The organism is Pseudomonas protegens, assembly GCF_013407925.2.
Classification (GTDB): Bacteria; Pseudomonadota; Gammaproteobacteria; order Pseudomonadales; family Pseudomonadaceae; genus Aquipseudomonas; species Aquipseudomonas fluorescens_AP.
Map to the genome: position 1 here is coordinate 1,667,480 of NZ_CP060201.1, position 20,877 is coordinate 1,688,356.

The following is a 20,877-nucleotide window of genomic DNA, read 5'->3' on the forward strand; positions in this document are numbered from 1 at the left end:
GCAGCGAACGCACCGCAGCAGGCCAGCCGTTGGCCATCACGGATGTATTGCAAGCCGTTAGCCCGGCCCTGCCGCCCGCACCTGCCGGGCTAAGATCGACGCCCCCCTGAAAACCGCTGAAATGCCTTTGGGCGCTTTCAGTCAACTTCCCATTGATTATGTACGACGGTTGTCGTACAACCGAGAAGACATCATGGACAGAGGCTTCAGGAAGGTCAGGCGGGACCTGATCAATGCACTACAGGACGGCAACTATCTGCATGCCGCGCGCGGCTCGATCGAGGTCAAGAACCTGCTAGCCACCGGCGAAGTCTCGGCTGGCCACCTGATCGAGGTCATCGGCGCCTGCAAGGGCCAGGACCACAGTTGCAGCGCCCACCACAGCGTGCCGGGCATCGCGGTCCACGTGCTGAAAAAGGCCGGCTGGTACATCAAGTTCTACTTTATCGAGCCAGATGTGTGGTTCATCAGCGTTCACCGATGAGGGCAACCCATGAAACTCTTTCTGCAAGGCGACCGGGGCAAGGCGCTCTGCGAGCATTGCCAACAGGTCGTCGGCATTACCTACCTGCGGCGCGACGTCCCTTTCAGCGACGGCCATGGCCTGGCCCGGGACATCCTGGTGGGAGTCTGCGACCAGTGCGCCACCACCGTGGCCATTCCGCCTCAGTCGACACCAGCGATCAAGGAAGCGCGCCAGCAACCGCTGACCTCCATCGAGGCGCGGCTGCCCGCGGTCTATCTCGACGTTCTGGACGCCGCCATGCATTCGGTGATCGAGGATGCCGGGGTGCAGATGCGCAAACTATTCCTCAGCTACTACTTCAACGCCCGGGTCGCCCCGTGCCTGGAGCGGGCGCATAGCGCTTTCACCGCCTACCTGGCCGAACAGGCCGAAGCCCGCCAGTTGCCGGCGGTCCATTCAATGAAACGCCTGTCGCTGAAGGTCAACCATTATGTGGCCGAGGATCTCGCGCGCCTGCTGCAGGCGACCCGGATGACCCAGACCGAACTGCTCAAATCGCTGATCGCGCAGATGCGCCTGGATGTGCTCGAAGGCGGCAACCCGGCGGCAATCGCCGACCTGCGCGAGATGGCGCGCCTGGGCCTTTAGCCGCTCAGCCCGCCTGCGGCAACTCCTCCGGCGCCGGTGAAGGCACGCAACAATGGCCTGCCTCTTCGCCGGCAAGCCGGCTCCTACCAGGTGTAATGCTGTAAACCTCGCAGGAGATGGCTTGCCAGCGAAGGCGCCGCCACGCGCGAGACATGACGCGAGGCCCTATAAAGCGTTGCGCCGTACCAGGCTGAGGTCAGGGGCGGCGGTGCGGCGCTGGCTCAGGTAGCGGGTGCAGCTGACCCGCAGGAAGGAGGCGAAATTCACCACTTCGCCGCGGTAATCCATGACCTCTTCATACAGCTTGGCAATCAGCTGGTTGGTGGTCATGCCGTCAGCTTCGGCGATCTCGCTGAGGATGTCCCAGAACTGGTTTTCCAGGCGCAAGGTGGTGACCACGCCACAGATGCGCAGCGAGCGGGAACGGGACTCGTAGAGAATCGGGTCGGCCTTGACGTACAGCTCGCACATGGCGTGGTCCTCGCTTACAGGGTGATCTGGGTGCCCAGCAGGCCCAGGAAACCGGCAAGCCAGCTAGGGTGCGCCGGCCAGGCCGGGGCGGTGGCCAGGTTGCCCTGGACGTGGCCTTCGGTCACCGGGATATCGATGTAGGTGCCGCCGGCCAGCCGCACTTCCGGGGCACAGGCCGGGTAGGCGCTGCACTCGCGGCCTTCGAGGATGCCGGCCGCGGCCAGCAGTTGCGCGCCATGGCACACCGCGGCGATCGGCTTGCCGGCCTGGTCGAATTCCTTGACCAGTTGCAGCACCTTGGCGTTCAGCCGCAGGTATTCCGGAGCACGTCCGCCGGGGATCAGCAGCGCGTCGTAATCAGCGCAGCTGACCTGGGCGAAGTCGAAGTTGAGGGCAAACAGGTGCCCCGGTTTCTCGCTGTAGGTCTGGTCGCCCTCGAAGTCGTGGATCGCCGTGCGCACGGTCTGCCCGGCGCGCTTGTCGGGGCACACGGCGTGCACCGTGTGGCCGACCATCAGCAGCGCCTGGAACGGCACCATCACTTCGTAGTCTTCGACGTAATCGCCAACCAGCATGAGGATCTTTTTCGCGGCCATGGAGTGGACTCCTATCAGGGCAAGACGTGGGCGGAAGAAGTACTCAAGGTAGTCCCATTGCGCCAGTCCGGGTAATAGCCGCTTACTACAGCGGCAAGCGGCAAGCGGCAAGTGGATAGCTGCAAGTGGCTGGATGCAGGTTTCTCGCTTGCGGCTGGCCGCATGTCGCTTACAGCTGCTGGTCTGCCTTGAGCAGGGTTTCCAGGCAGTGCTCGCTGATCTGGTAGAAGGCCTTGAGTTCTTCGATCCTGGCCAGCAGTTGGGTCGGGTCTACCGGTTCGGCGCGCTTGACCGCGAGGATCATCTTGTTCTTGTTGGTGTGCTCCAGGGAGATGAATTCGAAGACCTTGGTTTCATAGCCGCAGGCTTCGAGGAACAGCGCTCGCAGGCTGTCGGTGACCATTTCCGCCTGCTGCCCCAGGTGCAGGCCGTACTGCAGCATCGGCTTGAGCAGCGCCGGGCTCTGGATCTGCTGGCGGATCTGCTTGTGGCAGCACGGCGAGCACATGATGATCGCCGCGCCGGAGCGGATGCCGGTGTGGATCGCGTAGTCGGTGGCGATGTCGCAGGCATGCAGGGCGATCATCACCTCCAGCTGGCTGGGGGCCACGCTGCGCACGTCACCGCACTTGAACACCAGGCCCGGGTGTTCCAGGCGCTGCGCGGCGGCGTTGCACAGGGTCACCATGTCCTCGCGCAACTCGACGCCGGTGACTTCGCCCTCAGCCTTGAGGGTGTTGCGCAGGTAGTCATGGATGGCAAAGGTCAGGTAGCCCTTGCCGGAACCGAAGTCCGCCACTCGCACTGGCTGGTCGAGCTTAATCGGCGAGCTGCCCAGGGCGTGGCTGAAGACCTCGATGAACTTGTTGATCTGCTTCCACTTGCGCGACATCGCCGGAATCAGTTCGTGCTGCTGGTTGGTCACCCCCAGGTCGGCGAGAAACGGCCGGCTGAGGTCGAGGAAACGGTTCTTCTCCCGGTTGTGCTCGGCCGACGGCACATCGCGCTGGGTTTGCGGCTTGCCCTTGAACAGCGAACTCTTGCCCTTCTTGCTGTATTCGAGCTGCACTTCGTCGGTCAGGGTCAGCAGGTGGGCGTTCTTGAACGCAGCCGGCAGCAACTCGGCGATGGCGGCGATGCCCTCGTCCAGGGGGAAGTTCTTGGTGATATCACGGGTCTTGTAGCGATAGACGAAGGACAGGCACGGCTGCTCCTTGACCGTCAGCTGCTTGATGATCAGGCGTTGCAACTCCGCCTCCGGGCCCACGTGCTTGGCCAGTACCAGCTTGATAAAGGCGTTTTGCGCAAGGCTGGTGTCGAGCAATTGCAGGAACTGGGCGTGATGATCCGGCGCGGGGCGGGCGGAAGGTGCGGTCACAGACATGGGGGCAGGTGCCTCGGGCGATGCGGGGTGTGAATCAGGGAGTGGCGGGTATTTTAGGGAGCAAGCCGCGTCGGGGCACGAAGTTATTCACCCGACGGTAAAAAATCCTCGCCCGAGGGCGGTGCCAGGCTCAGGGGCCATTCGCCGGCCAGCCGGCTCCTGCATGAACAACACCGGTATCGCACCGCCGTAGGAGCTGGCTTGCCAGCGAAGGCGCCCTCAAGGGCGGTGCAAGACTCGGGGCCTGTTCGCCGGCGGCGGGCTCAGTTGAGCACCACCAGGCGGTTGGGCAATTCGTTGCGTACCTGGGTCAGGGGCACATGGGCCTTGAGCAGCTCGCCGCTGGCTTCGATGCAGTCGAGGAAGCCCTGCAAGGTCTGGCCCTGGCGGACTTGCTGGGTAAAGTTGCGCACGATGCCGTTCCACTGCTTGTTATCCAGACGCCTGGAAATGCCCTCGTCCACGAGGATTTCCACGTAACGCTCGGCTTCGCTGACAAAGATCAGCACCCCGGTGCCGCCCACGGTGTGGTGCAGGTTCTGTTCGAGGAACTGGCGCCGGGCCAGGTTGGAGGCGCGCCAGTGGCGCACCGAGCGCGGGATCAGCCGGGTGGTGATCCGCGGCAGGCGGAACACCAGGCACAAGACGATAAAGGTCGTCCACTGCGCCAGCAGCAACAGGTGCATGTTCAGCCAGCCGGTGGCGTAGTGCACCAGCCCCGGCACCACCAGCGCCAGCAGGCTGGCCCAGAGCAGCGGGATATAGGCGTAGTCGTCGGCCCGGGCCGCCAGCACCGTCACCAGTTCAGCGTCGGTCTGCTGTTCCACCCGGGCAATGGCTTCGGCCACTTGCCGTTGTTCGTATTCACTGAGTAATGCCATGTCGTTGGATTTCCGCTTCTTATTTTGAGTTACCAGCCGCCGGAGGAACCGCCGCCGCCAAAGCTGCCACCGCCACCGCTGAAGCCGCCACCGCCGCCGGACCCACCACCAAAACCACCAAAACCACCGAAGCCACCGCCTCCGTCACCGCCGCGCCCGCTGGTGGTGGTGATGAACCCGAGCGCCTGCGCCACTATCACCACCAGGATGAACAGCAGCACCATGAAGATGAACAGCCACGGGTGACGCTGGACAAAATCGTCCTGGTCGCTGCTCTCGACGCTGTCATACACCGGGTCCGGTTGGTCCAGCGGCGTGCCGCCGAGCACCAGGAACATGGCCGAAACCCCGTCGCTGATGCCCTTGCTGAACTGCCCGGTCTTGAACGCCGGGGTGATCACCTGGTTGATGATCACCGAGGCCTGGGCGTCGGTCAGGCGCTCCTCCAGGCCGTAGCCCACTTCGATGCGCAGCTTGCGCTCGTCCCGGGCGACGATCAGCAGCGCGCCGTTGTTCTTGTCCTTCTGGCCGATGCCCCAGTGGCGCCCCAACTGGTAGCCGAACTCCTCGATGCTGACGCCTTGCAGGTTCGGCAGGGTCACCACCACCAACTGTTCGCCGGTGGCCTGTTCGTGGGCTTGCAGTTGCCGAGTCAGCAGGGCGCTGATGGTCGGCTCGATCATCTGCGCGTCGTCCACCACCCGCCCGCTCAGGGCCGGAAACCTCAGCTCGGCCTGGGCCGTGACCGCAAAGACCCAGAGCAACAGCACCAGGCCGATTTTATAAAGTCGCATCAGCACCTCATCCTTAATGTTTGTCCGCGTGTGCTACCAACTGCCGGACGCCCCGCCACCGCCAAAACTGCCGCCACCCCCGCTGAAGCTGTCCGAGCTTGAACTGGAGCTGGAGCTGCTGGAGTCGAACCAGTCGAACGAACTGCTGCTCGAACCTGCGTCGCGCTCGGCCCTGGTTTCGCGCCTGGCCGAATCGTCGCTGGCAACAACCGGCGAATCATTGCCGCTGCGCCATTGGGTCAGGAACCCGAACAACGGTACACCGACGAACACCAGGTAGAACAACCTCTCGAACCACCACATCCACTCGATGTCCTGGTACCAGCTTTTCTCCACCGAGCGGTACACCAGCCTCGGCGGGTCGGTGGACGACAGCACGTTCACGATGGACGTGGCCCCGGCGATGATCCCCGAGGAATACAGGTCGTCCTTGAAATACGGAATGATCGAACCATCGATGATGAAGTGGGCCACTATGTCGTTGAGCCGCCCCTCCAGGCCGTAACCGACCTCGATCCGCACCTTGCGATCGTCCTTGGCCACCAGCAGCAGGACGCCGTTGTTCTTGTCCTTCTGGCCAATCCCCCAGTGCCGGCCCAGCTGCAGGCCGAACTCCTCGATGCTGTGGCCACCCAGGCTCGGCACCGTGGCCACCACCACCTGGTCGGTGGTGGTCTGCTCGAGCCGTTCCAGCATCTGCGCCAGGTAGACCTGCGCCGACGGCGTGAGCAACTGCGCGGTGTCCACCACCCGCCCGGTCAGCTTGGGAAACAGCCGTTCGATCGGTGCCGCTGTCGCAGTGGTCGGTGCGGGCTCGACCTGGACAGCGGGTTGCGACGAACGCAACGGCACCCCATCCGTGGGTGTGGGCCCGGGTTGTTGCGCCAACACGGCGCCACTCACCAGCCATAGCCACAGCAGCGCGCCTTGCAGCACGCGCCGCCCGTGGCTCATCAGAATTTCACTTGCGGGGCTTTGTCGGCGTCGGGGCTGGTGGCCTCGAAGGATTCACGCACCGGCAGGTCGCTGTACATCAGGCTGTGCCACAGGCGGCCGGGGAAGGTGCGGATCTCGGTGTTGTACTTCTGCACCGCCAGGATGAAGTCGCGACGGGCCACGGCGATGCGGTTCTCGGTGCCTTCAAGCTGGGATTGCAGGGCCAGGAAGTTCTGGTTGGCCTTCAGGTCCGGGTAGCGCTCGGAGACCACCATCAGACGGCTCAGGGCACCGCTCAACTGGTCCTGGGCCTGCTGGAACTGCTTGAGTTTTTCCGGGTTGTCCAGGGTCTTGGCATCCACCTGGATCGAGGTGGCCTTGGCCCGCGCCTCGATCACCGCGGTCAGGGTTTCTTCCTCGTGCTTGGCGTAGCCCTTGACGGTTTCCACCAGATTGGGGATCAGGTCGGCGCGGCGCTGGTACTGGTTCTGCACCTGGCCCCAGTCGGCCTTGACCTGCTCGTCCAGGGTCGGAATGTTGTTGATGCCGCAGCCGCTGAGCAGGCTGGCAAGCAGCAACAAGGCAGCGACGGGCCAGCTCGAACGCAGGCTTTGAGTGATGTTCATGGGTGGGGCTCCTTGCACAACCTGATTGAAATGAAGCTTTTGCCCGGTTTCACACATCCTGTGGGCAAAATCTGCCTGCGCCACTGGAATGCATCGGGCTGATGGGCTAAAAGATGCCCAGCGCGAAAAAGAGTTCAGAAATAAGGCGGTGTGAAAACGTCGCGAGTGAAGGCAAGACAAGGCAAAAACAGGCGAGGAAGCGGAGTGTAGGGGCCTACATGAGCATTCCGAGCCTGTTTTTAACGCCGTATTGCCGAACGCAGCAGTTTTCACACGGCCTGAAGTGTGCGGGAATTATCTGAACAACAATAGCCGCCCCTTAAATTTTGGCTGTCGGATGCGTCCCCAAAAGCATCTGTCTCGAGCCCTTGAGAACAATATTCATGAATAAGCTGTGTTTGCTGGGGCTGCTGGTCAGCCTGGCCAGTCACCCGGTGTTGGCCGACGTGGCCCCGGTCCCTCTGGAAAACAAAGAAGCCTTTATCAACGATCTGCTCAAGCGCATGACCCTGGAAGAGAAGATCGGCCAGCTGCGCCTGATCAGCATCGGCCCGGAAATGCCCCGCGAGCTGATCCGCAAGGAAATCGCCGCGGGCAATATCGGCGGCACTTTCAACTCCATCACCCGCCCGGAAAATCGGCCGATGCAGGACGCGGCCATGCGCAGCCGGCTGAAGATCCCGATGTTCTTCGCCTATGACGTGATCCACGGCCACCGGACCATCTTCCCCATCAGCCTGGCCCTGGCCTCCAGTTGGGACATGGACGCCATCGGCCGCTCCGGGCGCATCGCCGCCAAGGAAGCCAGCGCCGACAGCCTGGACATCACCTTCGCGCCGATGGTGGATATCTCCCGCGATCCGCGCTGGGGCCGCACCTCCGAAGGCTTTGGCGAAGACACCTACCTGGTGTCGCGCATTGCCAAGGTCATGGTCAAGGCCTACCAGGGCCAGAGCCCGGCCCTGCCGGACAGCATCATGGCCAGCGTCAAGCACTTCGCCCTGTATGGCGCGGTGGAAGGCGGTCGCGACTACAACATCGTCGACATGAGCCCGGTGAAGATGTACCAGGACTACCTGCCGCCCTATCGCGCAGCCATTGACGCCGGTGCCGGCGGGGTGATGGTGGCCCTGAACTCGATCAACGGCGTGCCGGCCACCTCCAACACCTGGCTGATGAACGACCTGTTGCGCAAGGAATGGGGCTTCAAGGGCCTGGCGGTGAGCGACCACGGGGCGATCATCGAGCTGATCCGCCACGGCGTGGCCAAGGACGGTCGCGAAGCGGCCAAGCTGGCGATCAAGGCCGGCATCGACATGAGCATGAACGACTCGCTGTACGGCAAGGAGCTGCCGGGGCTACTCAAGTCCGGCGAGATCGAGCAGAAGGACATCGACAACGCGGTGCGTGAAGTGCTGGCGGCCAAGTACGACATGGGCCTGTTCAAGGACCCTTACGTGCGCATCGGCAAGGCCGAGGACGATCCGGCCGACACCAACGCCGAAAGCCGCCTGCACCGCAGCGACGCCCGGGACATCGCGCGGCGCAGCCTGGTGCTGCTGAAGAACCACAACGACACCCTGCCGCTGAAGAAAACCGCGAAGATCGCCCTGGTCGGCCCGCTGGCCAAGGCACCGATCGACATGATGGGCAGCTGGGCCGCCGCCGGCGTGCCGGCGCAGTCGGTGACCTTGTACGACGGCATGCGCAATGTCCTGGGCGACAAGGCCCAACTGGTGTACGCCCGGGGCTCGAACATCACTGCCGACAAGAAGGTGGTGGACTACCTGAACTTCCTCAACTTCGACGCCCCGGAAGTGGTGGACGACCCGCGTCCGGCGCAGCAGATGATCGACGAAGCGGTCCAGGCAGCCAAACAGGCGGACGTGATCGTCGCGGCCGTGGGCGAGTCCCGGGGCATGTCCCACGAATCCTCGAGCCGCACCGACCTGCTGATTCCCGCCAGCCAACGCGAGCTGATCAAGGCCCTCAAGGCCACCGGCAAGCCGCTGGTGCTGGTGCTGATGAATGGCCGGCCATTGTCGCTGCTGGAAGAAAACCAGCAGGCCGACGCGATCCTGGAAACCTGGTTCAGTGGCACCGAAGGCGGCAACGCCATCGCCGACGTCCTGTTCGGCGACTACAACCCGTCGGGCAAGTTGCCGATCACCTTCCCCCGCACCGTGGGGCAGATCCCCACCTACTACAACCACCTGACCATTGGCCGGCCGTTCACCCCGGGCAAGCCGGGCAACTACACCTCGCAGTACTTCGACGACACCACCGGCCCGCTGTTTCCGTTCGGCTACGGCCTGAGCTACACCACGTTCAGCCTGTCGGACATGGCCCTGTCTTCCACCACCCTGAACAAGAGCGGCAAGCTCGACGCCAGCGTGACCGTGAAGAACACCGGCAAGCGTGACGGCGAAACCGTGGTGCAGCTGTATATCCAGGACGTGGCCGGCTCGATGATCCGCCCGATCAAGGAGTTGAAGAACTTCCAGAAAGTCATGCTCAAGGCCGGTGAAGAGAAGTCCATCCACTTCACCATCACCGAGGACGACCTGAAGTTCTACAACACTCAGCTCAAGTACGCCGCCGAACCGGGCGACTTCAATGTGCAGATCGGCCTGGACTCCCAGGACGTCAAGCAACAGAGCTTCGAACTGCTCTGAGCTCCGACACCGGCCGGCGCATGACCTGCGCCGGCCGACTCCTTCTGCAATCCCCGCAATCCCCAGAATCGCTGCAATATCTTTAGCCGCTGCCGAGCCTGCGAGGCTGCGACGATCTCCCGCCAAACCTCCATCGGACTCACGACCGCCGCGACCGCTTCGCGCTCGTTCGCAGCCTGCGGCAGCGGCTACAGCCAGCCATGTCAGCCGTGACGGTCAGCCGCGCCGGTCCAGCAGGTTGACCACCAGACGGTCGACCCAGCCCCAGATCCGCTGCTTGATCCGCCGCCACAATGGCCGGTTGCGCCACTGCGCCAGGTTGATCTCTTCGCTCTGGGCGAAATCCGCCTCGAAACTCGCCGCCACCGCGCGGGTCAGTGACGGATCCAGGGCTTCGAGGTTGGCTTCCAGGTTGAAACGCAGGTTCCAGTGATCGAAGTTGCACGAACCCACACTGACCCAGTCGTCCACCAGGGCCATCTTCAAATGCAGAAAGCGCGGCTGGTATTCGAAGATGCGCACGCCGGCCTTGAGCAGGCGCGGGTAGTAACGGTGCCCGGCATAGCGCACCGCCGGGTGGTCGGTGTTCGGCCCGGTCAGCAGCAGGCGCACGTCGATCCCCCGGGCCGCGGCCTTGCGCAACGAGCGCCGCACCGACCAGGTGGGCAAGAAGTACGGCGTCGCCAGCCAGATGCGCCGCTGGCCGCTGTGCAGGGCGCGGATCAGCGAATGCAGGATGTCGCGATGCTGGCGAGAGTCGGCATAGGCCACCCGGCCCATGCCCTCCCCCGAGTCAGGTACGCGGGGCAGATGGGGCAGGCCGAAATCGACACTGGGCTTCCAGGCGCCGCGGTGCAGGTTGGCGCTCCATTGCCGGTCAAACAGACTCTGCCAGTCACGCACCGCAGGGCCGGCGATCTCCACCATCACTTCATGCCAGTCGCAGCTGTTGTCCCTGGGCTGCCAGAAGTCATCGGTGACCCCGGTGCCGCCCACCATCGCCAGGGACTGGTCCACCAACAGCAGTTTGCGATGGTCGCGGTACAGGTTGAGCAGGCCCTGGCGCCATTTCAGGCGGTTGTAGAAGCGCAGCTCGACACCGGCGTTCGTCAGACGCTGGCGCAGGGGCTGGGTGAAGGCCAGACTGCCGTAGTCGTCGAACAGGCAACGCACCTGCACCCCGCGCTCGGCGGCCTGCACCAGGGCCTGGACCATGGCCTCGGCGCAGGCACCGGCCTCCACCAGGTACAGCTCCAGCGCCACCTGCTCTTGGGCGCGGGCGATGGCCAGCAGCATGCGCGGAAAGAACTCGGGACCATCGATCAGCAACTCGAAGCGGTTGCCTTCGCGCCAGGGGAACACCGCTCCACGCATTTCAGCGCGCCGTGAAGATCAGTACCGCACCCACCGGCACCGAGAAACTGATGGCCGAAAGCCCCGCGAGCTTGCGCAGGCTGTCCAGGCCCGGGGCCAGGTTGAAGTCTTCGGCGTTGAGCACCAGGGGTTCCAGGGTCACCACCTGAAAGCGCCGGTCATCCAGGCGGGTGGCCAGCAGCTCGGCGTTGTAGGTGTGTTCCTGGCCGTGCAGGTTCACGGTGACCGGCAGCAACAGCTCGATCTGCGCACCGGGAGCCAGGTCGTTGATCGGACGCAGATTGATTTGCGCAGTGATCTGCGCCTCGGGGAACTGCTGCACCTGGAACAGTTCCTGGCGCATGCGTTCATCGCGCAGAGGAATGCCGCTGCTGACCGAGTCCAGCTCGATCTGCACCTGCGCCTGGCCCTTGCCATCGACCTTGCCGTGCAGCACCAGGAAGCGCTGGACTTCGGAAATATTGGCGTTCTTGGTGGTGACGAAGGACACCCGGGATGACTCGTTGTCCAGGTACCAGTTGGCCTGGACCGGCAGCGCCAGTACCCCGAGCAGGCTGAGAAGTAGGCGGATCGGCGTACGCATGCAAGCTCCCTTGAACAGAAGGCGCCACCTTAACCGGCTGCCGTAAGGCTGGCAAACGCCGTGCTCGGGCGGCGCCCTGCGATAGAGTGGCAAGCCGCGGCTTTAGTTCAGGAACAAACCTGCGGCGCTCGGGAGTGGCTCAGACGAGGGTTTTCTGCAGCTGTTCGACGGTTTCGGCCAGCAATCGCAAATGACGACTGCGCACCTGCTCGACACAGGCCAGGTCCATCGGCCAATGCAGGGCGATGCTGCCGATCACCCGGCCTTCGGCCTGCAACGGCAAGGCCACGGCGCGGATCAGAAAAGGCAGGCGCACCGGATATTCCCAATGGCCTTCGGTGCGCTGGCCAAACCCCAGGTGCTGGGACTGGGCACAGGCCTGTTGCTGGTCTTCGGCCGGCACTCGCTCCCGCTCGGCCAGCCGCTGGACTTCAGCGCTGGCCAGGGCCCCGAGGCAGGCCTTGCCCATGGCCGAATGAAACAGGCTGGCATGCTGGCCGACAATCCGGCTGTTGCTCGGGTAGCGCTTGCGCAGCACCTGGGGCACTGCGCTTTCCAGGACTTCCAGGTGCTCGCCGTCGAAACTCGACAAGTCGCTGACCAGCCCGGTGCGTGCACTCAATTCCAGCAGCCAGGGCGCCGCCTGCTCCACCAGGCGGCGCTTGAACCGTTGTCGGCTGTCGCCAAACAGACTGCGCGCGCTCAAGCGATAGCGCCGGTCACTCAAGCCCCGGTAGATCCAGCCCTGCTCCTGCAAGGTCAGCAACATGCGTGACACCGTCGCCTTGGGCAGCCCGGTCAGGTAGTGCAACTCCTCCAGCCCCAGGGCCTGGTGCTGACCGAGTAACTCGACAATGGCCAGGGCCCGTTCCACGGAACGCACACTGCCGCTTTCGACCTTGCTGGCCATGGTCCGAACTCCCTGACTGACTTGAGAATGGGTAAAGCCGTTACCCAGCAAGATGCGGGCCTCAGGAGCCTATCAGCGACGCTTGTCTGGTTACAGCAAATGACCCGGGGGGTGCTGGCGCACCCATTGCGTCAGTTGTTCATGGGCGTACGCCAACTGCAGCACGGCGTGATCGGCCTGGGCCGGACCGATGATCTGCATGCCCATGGGCAGGCCCGCGAGATTGAATCCCACCGGAATGCTGATGCTGGGCAGGCCGGCCAGGGTCGGACCGATCACCACTTCCATCCAGCGATGATAGGTGTCCATATCCTGCCCATCGATCTGCCGTGGCCAGGCCTGCCGTGCATCGAAAGGGAACACCTGGGCCGTGGGCAACAGCAGAAAATCGTAACGCTCGAACAGGCGTTGCAAGGCGCGATACCAATCACTGCGACTCTGGGAGGCGCGGTACACATCCGCGGCGCTCAGGTTGGCCGCACCCTCCACTTCCCAACGGGCCTCGGGCTTGAGCCAGCGGCGTTTGTCCGGATCGCCGTGCAACAGCCCCAGGGAACCCTGGACCAGCCAGTGCCGGTGCACCAGCCAGCAGTCCCACAACTGCGCCAGGGAAAAATCCGGCTGGCAGTTCTCCACATCACAGCCCAGGGTTGTGAAGTCGGCCAGGGCCTTTTCGCACAGGCTCAGTACCCCCTGCTCCATGGCCAGATAGCCGTTGTAGTCCCCCAACCAGCCCAGGCGCAGGCCCCGCACCTCCCGTTGCAGAGGCGCCTGCAACAGCGCCGGATCCTCCTTGAGGGACAAGGGCACCCGCGGATCGTAACCGGCCTGAGTGCTCAACAGCCGCGCCACATCGGCCACCGTGCGGCCCATCGGCCCCTCGGTGGCCAGTTGCTGCACGAACAGCTCGGGAGTCGGGCCGAATGGCACCCGCCCCTGGGAAGGACGCATGCCGAACAGGTTGTTGAAGGCCGCCGGATTACGCAACGAGCCCATCATGTCGCTGCCATCGGCCACCGGCAGCATGCGCAGGGCCAGGGCCACCGCGGCCCCGCCACTGCTGCCGCCGGCGCTCAGGCTGCTGTCGTAGGCGTTGCCGGTGGTGCCGAACAGCTGGTTGTAGGTATGCGAGCCCAGGCCGAACTCCGGCACGTTGCTCTTGCCGACGATGATCGCGCCACTGGCCCGCACCCGGGCCACGCTGATGGCGTCCTCCTGGGGCACCTGTTCGGCGAACAGCGGCGAACCCAGGCTGGTGGTCAGCCCCGCGGTGGCTGCCAGATCCTTGATCGCTTGGGGCATGCCATGCATCCAGCCCATGGACAGCCCCCGGTCCAGTTGCCGGTCGCGCTCATCGGCCTGGGCCAGCAACTCGCCCGGATCGACCAGGGACACCAGGGCATTGAAATGCGGGTTGTAGCGCTCGATCTGTTGCAGGTAGGCCTGCATCACCTCGCGGCAGGACAGCTCGCGCGCATGGATCGCCCTGGACAGCGCCAGGGCATCCAGTTCGACGATGGCCTCGCCGGCCACGGCATCGCTGTGCTGAATCAAGATTCGCCTCCCAGGGTCAGGGCATCGGGCTTGGTGTCCCGGACCGCGTCGTACATGCAATAGATGCCCAGCAGACTGAAGATCGAAGTCGCCAGGACATAGAAGGACGGCGCCACCGGCGTGGCCATGACCCGGCTCAGCCAGGTCACGATCAAGGGCGCGAAACCGCCGAACAGCATCACCGCCAGGTTATACGCCACGGAGACGCCGGTGGAACGCACCTCGATGGGAAACTGCTCGGCCAGGGCGGTGGGAGCAGGGCCGAAGAAACCGCCAATGGCGCCACACAGCAGGATCTGCATCACCAGCAGGCGCTCGATGGACGGCGCGGCGGCGACCCACACATACAAGGGATAGACCATGACGAAAAACGCCAGGGTGAAGGCCGCCAGCACCGGACGCCGGCCGACACGGTCCGACAACGCCCCGGCAAAGGGGATCACCAGGGTCATCAGGGCCACGGCGAACATCTGCACCAGCAGCACCTGATCCAGGGGCAGGCCGAGGTTGGCGTGGGCAAAGGTCGGCATGTTCACCAGGACCACGTAGAAGGACACGGTGCTGCCGCTGCACAGGCCCATGGACACCAGAATCGCCCGGCGCTGGCTCGACACCACCTGCCACAGCCCCGGCCCATTGCCCCGTACCTGCTTGCGCGCCTCGATGAAGGCCTCCGGCTCTTCCATGTACTTGCGGATCCACAGGCCCACCGGACCGATCAGCAAGCCGATCACGAACGGCAGGCGCCAGCCCCACAGATCCAGGGTCTGGGGCGAGAAGAAGTGGGTCACCGCCGCTACCATCGCCGCCCCGCTGAACACCGCCAGGCACTGCCCGACCAGTTGCCAGGAACCGTACAGGCCCTTCTTGTGGGGCGGCGCGCTCTCCACCAGATAGGCCGTGGCGCTGGCGTACTCGCCACCGGTGGCGAACCCCTGGAGCATGCGCGCCACCACGATCAGCAAGGGCGCACCCAGCCCGATGGCGGCGTAGCTGGGAGCAAAGACGATCATCGCGATGGCCAGGGTCATCAGTTGGATGATCACCATCATCGCGGCCTTGCGGCCCTTGCGATCGGAATAGATCCCCAGCAGCACACCGCCCACCGGACGCATGAAAAAGCCCACGCCGAAGGTGGCCAGGGCCATCAACAGCGAGGTGTACTCATCCTGCGCCGGAAAGAACTGGCGGGCGACGAAGCTGGCGAGAAAGCCATAGACGATGAAGTCGTACCATTCCAGGGCGTTGCCGACGACGGCGGCAACCACCTGCCGGGTCTTGGAAGCAGCGGGGCTCGAAGTGCTCATGGGACGTTCCTTGGATACTTTTGAGCCTTGGGCCGGGCTCGGGAAAGTGCCGGGCGTCTAGGACGCCCGCGGCGCTCGGAAACACAGGAGCAGCCGGGGTCAGGAGGGCTTGAGCCAGCTTTCCGCCAGGGCGCCCCAATAGGCCGCGCCGGTGAGCAGGATGTCGTCGTTGAAGTCGTAACCCGGGTTATGCACCATCGGCTGCGCCACACCGTTGCCGATGAACAGGTAGCTGCCGGGACAGCGTTGCAGCATCCAGCCGAAGTCCTCGCTGCCCATCAGCTTGGGGGTGTTGCCGTCGACCGCATCGGCCCCCACCAGCTCGACCCCGACCCGCCGGGCGAACTCGGTTTCTTCCGGGCTGTTGACCAGCACCGGATAGGCCGGGCGATGCTCGATGCTGGCGCGGCAGCCAAAGCTTTCGGCCTGGGTGCGGATGATCGCCTTGACCCGCTCCAGCATCTGCTCGCGCACCGGTGCGTTGAGGGCCCGCAGGCTCAGGCGCAACAGCGCCTGCTGAGGAATCACGTTGGCCGCCTCGCCGGCCTGCAGGGCACCGACGGTCACCACCGCGGCTTCCTGAGCGTCGATATTGCGCGCCACCACGGTCTGCAAGGCCATCACCATGCTCGCCGCCGCCACCAGCGGGTCCACCGCCAGGTGCGGCATGGAGCCATGGCCGCCGACGCCTTCGACTATCACCTCAAGCAGATCCTGGGAGGCCATCATCGGCCCTTCGCGAAAGCCCAGGTGCCCGGCCGGCAGTCCCGGCATGTTGTGCAGGCCAAACAGCGCATCGCAGGGGAAGCGCTCCAGCAGGCCATCGGCGAGCATCGCCTCGGCGCCGCCCTGGCCCTCTTCGGCGGGTTGGAAGATCAGGTTCAGGGTGCCGTCGAACGCTCGGGTCGCCGCCAGGTAGCGCGCCGCCCCCAGCAGGATGGTGGTGTGGCCGTCATGCCCGCAGGCGTGCATGCAACCGCCATGGCGACTGCTGTAGGGAACCCCGGTGTTCTCGATGATCGGCAAGGCGTCCATGTCGGCCCGCAGGCCCAGGGTGCGCGTGCCCGTGCCGTTGCGCAGGACGCCCACGACACCGGTTCGGCCAACACCGGTATGCACTTCATAGCCCCACTCTTCCAAGCAGCGCGCCACCAGCGCCGAGGTGCGCTGTTCTTCGAAACCCAGTTCCGGGTGGGCATGAATGTCATGGCGGATGGCCCGCAGGTCGCTGGCAATGTCGTTGAGCCAGGCAAGGATGTGCTGGTGTCGGGTCATGGCGTATCTCCTCTGGGCCGGGTGGCTTCCCGTTCTTGTTGTCGGAGCGCTGCACGAGGGGCCGGACCTGCTCGAAGCGCTGCGTCAGATAACCGCGCGGCGCGGCACAGGACAATCAAATGTGGTTCCACTGCATGGAACACATCATCGGCGGTGCGGCTTGATCGAGGATCAGGGATCGAGGCGGCAGCCTTCGCGGGGCCCCAGCCAGGAAGCGCTGTGGGTCCGCCCCAGGGCGCTGGCGGTGACTCGCCGGGCCTGGGGCTCATCGTTGAAGCCGCTGATGGGCAGGTACTGGCGCACGTAGGCGCGGCAGTCTTCGGCAGGTTGTTGCATCACGTAACGGCAGGAGCAGTATTCCTTGGCGGTGTAGGCTCCGAGGATGTCGGGAAAGGCCTGCAAGGCCACCCGCTGCTGCCAGCCCCAGCCCAGCAGCAGGAGCAGCGCCAGCAGCAACAGGCTGAGCAGCGGATGACGTCGCATCCAGGTCTGGCGCTTCATGGCGGACTCGACTCGGGAAAAGCCGCCAGGACCCGCTTGAGCAGCTCGTTGTGCCGATAGCTGCCATCGCGATCGTCGCCATAGCGCACGATCACCAGGCGCTCGGCGGGCAGGATGTACAGCGCCTGGCCCCAGTGTCCCAGCGCCGCATACGTGTCCGCCGGTGCATCCGGCCAGGGCCGGGGCGCACCGTCCACCGCGCGATTGAGCCACCAGTGCCCGCCCGCCACGGCCACGTCCTGGTTGGCCCGGTAACCGGCAAAGGGAGTGCGGCAGAACTCGACCCAGGCCCGGGGCAACAATTGCCGGTCACGCCAGCGGCCATCGCGCTGCATCAACAGGCCGACCCGCGCCAGATCCCGAGCGGTCAGGTACAGGTAGGACGAAGCGACGAAGGTGCCGGCCGCGTCGCGCTCCCACACCGCCTGGGTGATTCCCAGGGGGTCTAACAGCGCGTGCCAGGGGTAGTCCGCATACTGCTCGGCCCCCACCATCCCCCGCAGACTGGCCGCCAGCAGGTTGCTGTCGCCACTGGAGTAGCGAAACACCTGCCCCGCCGGCGCGGCGGCCGCCTGCTGCGCGGCGAATGCGGCCATGTCCCGATGGCCCCGGGTGTAGAGCATGGCCACCACCGAGGAGTGGAGCGGTGCGTATTCGTAGTCTTCCTGCCAATCCAGGCCCGAGCCCCAGTGCAGCAAGTCGGCCAGGGTAATGCGCGGATGCCGCTGCAGCGCCGGGTAATACTGCGCGGCAGGGTCCTGCAGCTGAAAGCGACCTTCAGCGAAGGCGACGCCCAACACCACCGCCAGCAGACTCTTGCTGGCAGACCAGATGAGATGGGGCGTCTGCGGTCCGGTGGCGCCGGCATAGCGCTCGTAAAGCAGCTGGCCATCGCGGATCACCAGCAAGGCGTCGGTGCGAATACCTTGTCGGGACGAATCGTCCCTGGGCTCGAAGGCGTAGTCCTCCAGCGCCTGGAGCGCCGGACCTGCGACGCTCGGGCCCCGGCTCCATTGCGCCCCCGGCCACTCCTCGGCCCGGGCCGGCCAGTTCAGGCATACCAGCAACGCCAGCAGGATCGGACCTTTGACCATGGATGACACTCGAATGACGTCAGTGGCCGAGCCTAGTCCAGGCGGATGACAGTTTCACTGCAAGTGCCTTCGTTTGTTCAAGCTGGCTTCGAGCCCTGTGCAACACTCTCGGGCCCTTTCGCCGGCGAGCCGGCTCCTACGCAAGGGGGCGTTGTTGCTGAAACGAGGCCAGGGCTTTGGCCAGGCGTTGTGCCCGGGCGCCGGCGGCCAGGTCCAACAGCGCCTGGTCCCGGGACCATTGGCTGCGCCAACCCTCGGGGCCATTGGCGAATGCGGCGTCGATCTCAGGCCGCAATGCCTGGAACTGGGCGAACACACCACCCAACAGAATGTGCCCGCTGCTCAAGCAAGGGTTTTGCCGACTGGCTTCGGCACACCCTGCCAGCAGCGCCAGGAGCTGCAGTTGCAAAGACTGCGGCCAATCACTGTCCTGCCCCACGCCATACAGCCAGGCGAGCATGGCACTCAGGACATAGATGTCTTCCAGGGTGCGGAAGGGTTTGACATAGGCATCCCAGCCGTCGCCGGCGAGCAGTTCGCAAGCGGCGTTGTCCAGCAGCAGGCAGCCATGACTGATCTCCGGCATCAGGCCGATGGCCGGCAGGGTCTGGACCTTGACCCCAGGCTCCCCGGCGTAGACCACGGTCAGGCGCAAGGCCGCCCGCTCCCCCGGCGCCTCGCTGCGGGCCGCCACCAGCAGCCAATCCGCCGCATCGCCGGCGGTGACAAAATCCTTGCGTCCGCACAGACGCAAATCCTCAAGCCGGGTCTGCATGTCGGCCGGGCGCAGGCTGTGACCTTCGGTCGCGCACAAAGCCCCCAGGCTGAGCGGCGCGCTGGGCCACAACATGCGCAATGCCGCCTGGTAACCCACCAGAAAGGCCAGCCCGGGGGCGCTCATCAGACGCCCGCCGCGCACCGCCAGCTCAAAGGGCGTGACCGCGCCCAGATGGGTCAGCAAAGCCCCGTAACCCTCGGCCAGATCAGGGTTGGCGGGCAGTCGTTCATGGCTCTCGAGCAGGGCTTGCCAGGGCATTCGAAGGTCCTCAGGGGCTGTCATACAAGCATCACCAAAGCTTCATGGTGATGACACCGGGGCTACATAGCCTGACTTTGCACAACAAAGTCGATTGGCTGCAACCCAAGGCGGGTCAGTGGCCCGCACGGAGATTCACGATGACTCAGATCGCCCGCATCAGCGACACCGGCATTGAACGCCGCCTGCAGGCCGAACGCCTGATCGGCGCCCAAGCCCTGCAGGAAGCCCAGGCCTTGCGCTTCAACGTCTTCAGCGGCGAGTTCAACGCCAAGCTCAAGGGCGCGGAATGGGGTCTGGACATGGATGACTATGACGTTCACTGCAGCCACATCGGTGTGCGCGACCTGAACACCGGTCGCCTGGTGGCCACCACCCGCCTGCTGGACCACCAGGCCGCCAGCAGCCTGGGGCGTTTCTACAGCGAAGAGGAATTCAGCCTGCACGGCCTGACGCAGCTCAAGGGCCCGATTCTCGAAATCGGTCGCACCTGCGTCGACCCGGCCTACCGCAACGGCGGCACCATTGCCGTGCTCTGGGGCGAGCTGGCGGAAGTGCTCAACCAGGGCGGCTACAGCTACCTGATGGGCTGCGCCAGCATCCCCATGCAGGACGGCGGCATCCAGGCCCAGGCGATCATGCAACGGTTGCGGGAGCGCTACCTGAGCACCGAACACCTGCGAGCCGAGCCGAAGAACCCGCTGCCCAGCCTGGACATTCCGTCCAATGTGATTGCCGAGATGCCACCGCTGCTCAAGGCCTACATGCGCCTGGGCGCGAAGATCTGCGGCGAGCCGTGCTGGGACGAAGACTTCCAGGTCGCCGACGTATTTATCCTGCTCAAGCGTGACGAGTTGTGCCCGCGCTACGCCCGGCACTTCAAGGCGGCGGTCTGATGCGCCGGCTGCGGGTCTACGGGCGCATCGCCCGGGTGCTGCTGGTGGTGGCGCTGGGCCTGAGCATGGCCAGTGTCTTTGGTCTGCTGGAGCGCCTGGGCGTGGCCAATTCCATGGTCCGGCGCCAGCGCTGGTCGCGCTTCTTCATGGCGCGCTTGAGCAATGCCTTGCCCTTCCAGGTCTCGGTGCATGGCCAGTTGCCCAGGCAGCCGATGCTCTGGGTCAGCAACCATGTGTCCTGGACCGACATTCCGCTGCTGGGCATGCTCACGCCGCTGTCCTTCCTGTCCAAGGCCGAAGTGCGTACCTGGCCGGTGGCCGGCTGGCTGGCGGCCAAGGCCGGCAGCCTGTTCATCCGCCGCGGGGCCGGCGACAGCCAACTGATCCGCAAGCAGATGACCCGTCACCTGCAGGAGCAGCATCCATTGCTGCTGTTCCCCGAAGGCACCACCACCGACGGCCATGGCCTGCGGACCTTCCACGGACGCCTGCTGGCCAGTGCCATCGACGCCGGCGTGGCGCTGCAACCGGTGGCGATCCGCTATTTGCGCAATGGCCAGATCGACAGCCTGGCGCCCTTCATTGGCGACGACGACCTGCTCTCGCACTTGATGCGGCTGTTCGCCAACGACCGGGGCCAGGTGGAGATTCATCTGCTCAAGCCGATTGCCTGTCAGGGCCAGGAACGTGCGGCACTGGCCTTTCAGGCCCAGCAAGCGGTGCAAAAAGCGCTATTTGGCGACGTTGTCCAACCCGCCGAACCACGTCGCAGCGGCGAACTGGTCGCCGCCTGAACCACTCCGTAGGAGCCGGCTTGCCGGCGAAGATGCTAAAGGCGCTTTCGCTGGCAAGCCGGCTCCTACCGAGGGG

General features: G+C 64.8%; 21 protein-coding genes. 5 read left to right on the forward strand and 16 right to left on the reverse strand.

Translation table 11 applies throughout. The features are described 5' to 3' along the window. The first annotated feature begins 193 nt into the window (after nt 1-193). Nucleotides 194-484, forward strand: coding sequence for a hypothetical protein (locus GGI48_RS07845; protein WP_256596378.1), 291 nt, complete (start codon nt 194-196; stop codon nt 482-484). Between the two features lie 9 nt (nt 485-493). Beyond that, nucleotides 494-1,114: a hypothetical protein gene (locus GGI48_RS07850; RefSeq protein WP_179597768.1), complete on the forward strand. Its 621-nt coding sequence runs from the start codon at nt 494-496 to the stop codon at nt 1,112-1,114. A 165-nt stretch (nt 1,115-1,279) separates the two neighbouring features. Here GGI48_RS07850 and GGI48_RS07855 read toward each other — a convergent pair whose 3' ends face one another. The 7 genes from GGI48_RS07855 to GGI48_RS07885 all read right to left on the reverse strand — a co-directional run bounded on the left by GGI48_RS07855 (nt 1,280) and on the right by GGI48_RS07885 (nt 6,802). Next, nucleotides 1,280-1,585 (reverse strand): ribbon-helix-helix domain-containing protein, encoded by a 306-nt coding sequence (locus tag GGI48_RS07855; RefSeq protein WP_060837911.1) that lies wholly within the window; start codon nt 1,583-1,585, stop codon nt 1,280-1,282. A 14-nt stretch (nt 1,586-1,599) separates the two neighbouring features. After that, complete coding sequence (locus GGI48_RS07860; RefSeq protein ID WP_179597770.1) at nt 1,600-2,181, reverse strand: DJ-1/PfpI family protein; 582 nt, start codon at nt 2,179-2,181, stop codon at nt 1,600-1,602. Between the two features lie 169 nt (nt 2,182-2,350). After that, nucleotides 2,351-3,565, reverse strand: coding sequence for a class I SAM-dependent methyltransferase (locus GGI48_RS07865; RefSeq protein ID WP_103739592.1), 1,215 nt, complete (start codon nt 3,563-3,565; stop codon nt 2,351-2,353). Between the two features lie 263 nt (nt 3,566-3,828). Beyond that, nucleotides 3,829-4,446, reverse strand: a complete 618-nt coding sequence (locus tag GGI48_RS07870) for a TPM domain-containing protein (protein WP_179597772.1) — start codon at nt 4,444-4,446, stop codon at nt 3,829-3,831. 29 nt (nt 4,447-4,475) lie between these two features. Continuing rightward, on the reverse strand, nt 4,476-5,240 hold the full coding sequence (locus tag GGI48_RS31320; protein WP_016965471.1) for a TPM domain-containing protein: 765 nt from the start codon (nt 5,238-5,240) through the stop codon (nt 4,476-4,478). Between the two features lie 33 nt (nt 5,241-5,273). Continuing rightward, nucleotides 5,274-6,194 carry a TPM domain-containing protein gene (locus GGI48_RS31325; RefSeq protein ID WP_179597774.1) on the reverse strand — a complete coding sequence of 307 codons (921 nt, stop codon included), beginning with the start codon at nt 6,192-6,194 and terminating at the stop codon, nt 5,274-5,276. Next, nucleotides 6,194-6,802 (reverse strand): LemA family protein, encoded by a 609-nt coding sequence (locus GGI48_RS07885; protein WP_179597776.1) that lies wholly within the window; start codon nt 6,800-6,802, stop codon nt 6,194-6,196. Before GGI48_RS07885 ends, GGI48_RS31325 begins: the two co-directional genes overlap by 1 nt. Nucleotides 6,803-7,185: 383 nt before the next feature. Here GGI48_RS07885 and bglX point away from each other — a divergent pair, with 383 nt between their 5' ends. Further along, nucleotides 7,186-9,477, forward strand: a complete 2,292-nt coding sequence (gene bglX / locus GGI48_RS07890; RefSeq protein ID WP_047302283.1) for a beta-glucosidase BglX — start codon at nt 7,186-7,188, stop codon at nt 9,475-9,477. A gap of 216 nt (nt 9,478-9,693) precedes the next feature. Here bglX and GGI48_RS07895 read toward each other — a convergent pair whose 3' ends face one another. The 9 genes from GGI48_RS07895 to GGI48_RS07935 all read right to left on the reverse strand — a co-directional run bounded on the left by GGI48_RS07895 (nt 9,694) and on the right by GGI48_RS07935 (nt 19,111). After that, complete coding sequence (locus tag GGI48_RS07895) at nt 9,694-10,851, reverse strand: phospholipase D-like domain-containing protein (protein ID WP_179597777.1); 1,158 nt, start codon at nt 10,849-10,851, stop codon at nt 9,694-9,696. A gap of 1 nt (nt 10,852) precedes the next feature. Beyond that, on the reverse strand, nt 10,853-11,434 hold the full coding sequence (locus tag GGI48_RS07900; protein WP_016965467.1) for a YceI family protein: 582 nt from the start codon (nt 11,432-11,434) through the stop codon (nt 10,853-10,855). Between the two features lie 139 nt (nt 11,435-11,573). Then, nucleotides 11,574-12,344 carry an IclR family transcriptional regulator gene (locus tag GGI48_RS07905; RefSeq protein ID WP_047302277.1) on the reverse strand — a complete coding sequence of 257 codons (771 nt, stop codon included), beginning with the start codon at nt 12,342-12,344 and terminating at the stop codon, nt 11,574-11,576. 90 nt (nt 12,345-12,434) lie between these two features. Next, a complete protein-coding gene (locus GGI48_RS07910) occupies nt 12,435-13,898 on the reverse strand; it encodes an amidase (protein WP_181956949.1) in 1,464 nt (487 codons plus the stop codon). Continuing rightward, nucleotides 13,895-15,205, reverse strand: coding sequence for an MFS transporter (locus GGI48_RS07915; RefSeq protein WP_103739589.1), 1,311 nt, complete (start codon nt 15,203-15,205; stop codon nt 13,895-13,897). The genes GGI48_RS07910 and GGI48_RS07915 overlap by 4 nt, the downstream gene beginning before the upstream one ends. Before the next feature lie 99 nt (nt 15,206-15,304). Then, complete coding sequence (locus tag GGI48_RS07920) at nt 15,305-16,480, reverse strand: M20 aminoacylase family protein (RefSeq protein WP_016965045.1); 1,176 nt, start codon at nt 16,478-16,480, stop codon at nt 15,305-15,307. Nucleotides 16,481-16,651: 171 nt separating this feature from the next. After that, complete coding sequence (locus tag GGI48_RS07925; RefSeq protein WP_016965046.1) at nt 16,652-16,981, reverse strand: hypothetical protein; 330 nt, start codon at nt 16,979-16,981, stop codon at nt 16,652-16,654. Next, nucleotides 16,978-18,075, reverse strand: coding sequence for a serine hydrolase domain-containing protein (locus tag GGI48_RS07930; RefSeq protein ID WP_179597779.1), 1,098 nt, complete (start codon nt 18,073-18,075; stop codon nt 16,978-16,980). The genes GGI48_RS07925 and GGI48_RS07930 overlap by 4 nt, the downstream gene beginning before the upstream one ends. 136 nt (nt 18,076-18,211) lie before the next feature. Then, nucleotides 18,212-19,111, reverse strand: a complete 900-nt coding sequence (locus tag GGI48_RS07935) for an acyl-CoA dehydrogenase (RefSeq protein ID WP_047302266.1) — start codon at nt 19,109-19,111, stop codon at nt 18,212-18,214. A gap of 140 nt (nt 19,112-19,251) precedes the next feature. Between GGI48_RS07935 and olsB the strand changes: the two genes are divergently transcribed. Continuing rightward, nucleotides 19,252-20,007, forward strand: coding sequence for an L-ornithine N(alpha)-acyltransferase (gene olsB, locus GGI48_RS07940; protein WP_016965047.1), 756 nt, complete (start codon nt 19,252-19,254; stop codon nt 20,005-20,007). Then, on the forward strand, nt 20,007-20,801 hold the full coding sequence (locus GGI48_RS07945) for a lysophospholipid acyltransferase family protein (protein ID WP_179597781.1): 795 nt from the start codon (nt 20,007-20,009) through the stop codon (nt 20,799-20,801). The genes olsB and GGI48_RS07945 overlap by 1 nt, the downstream gene beginning before the upstream one ends. The last annotated feature ends 76 nt before the right edge of the window (nt 20,802-20,877 follow it).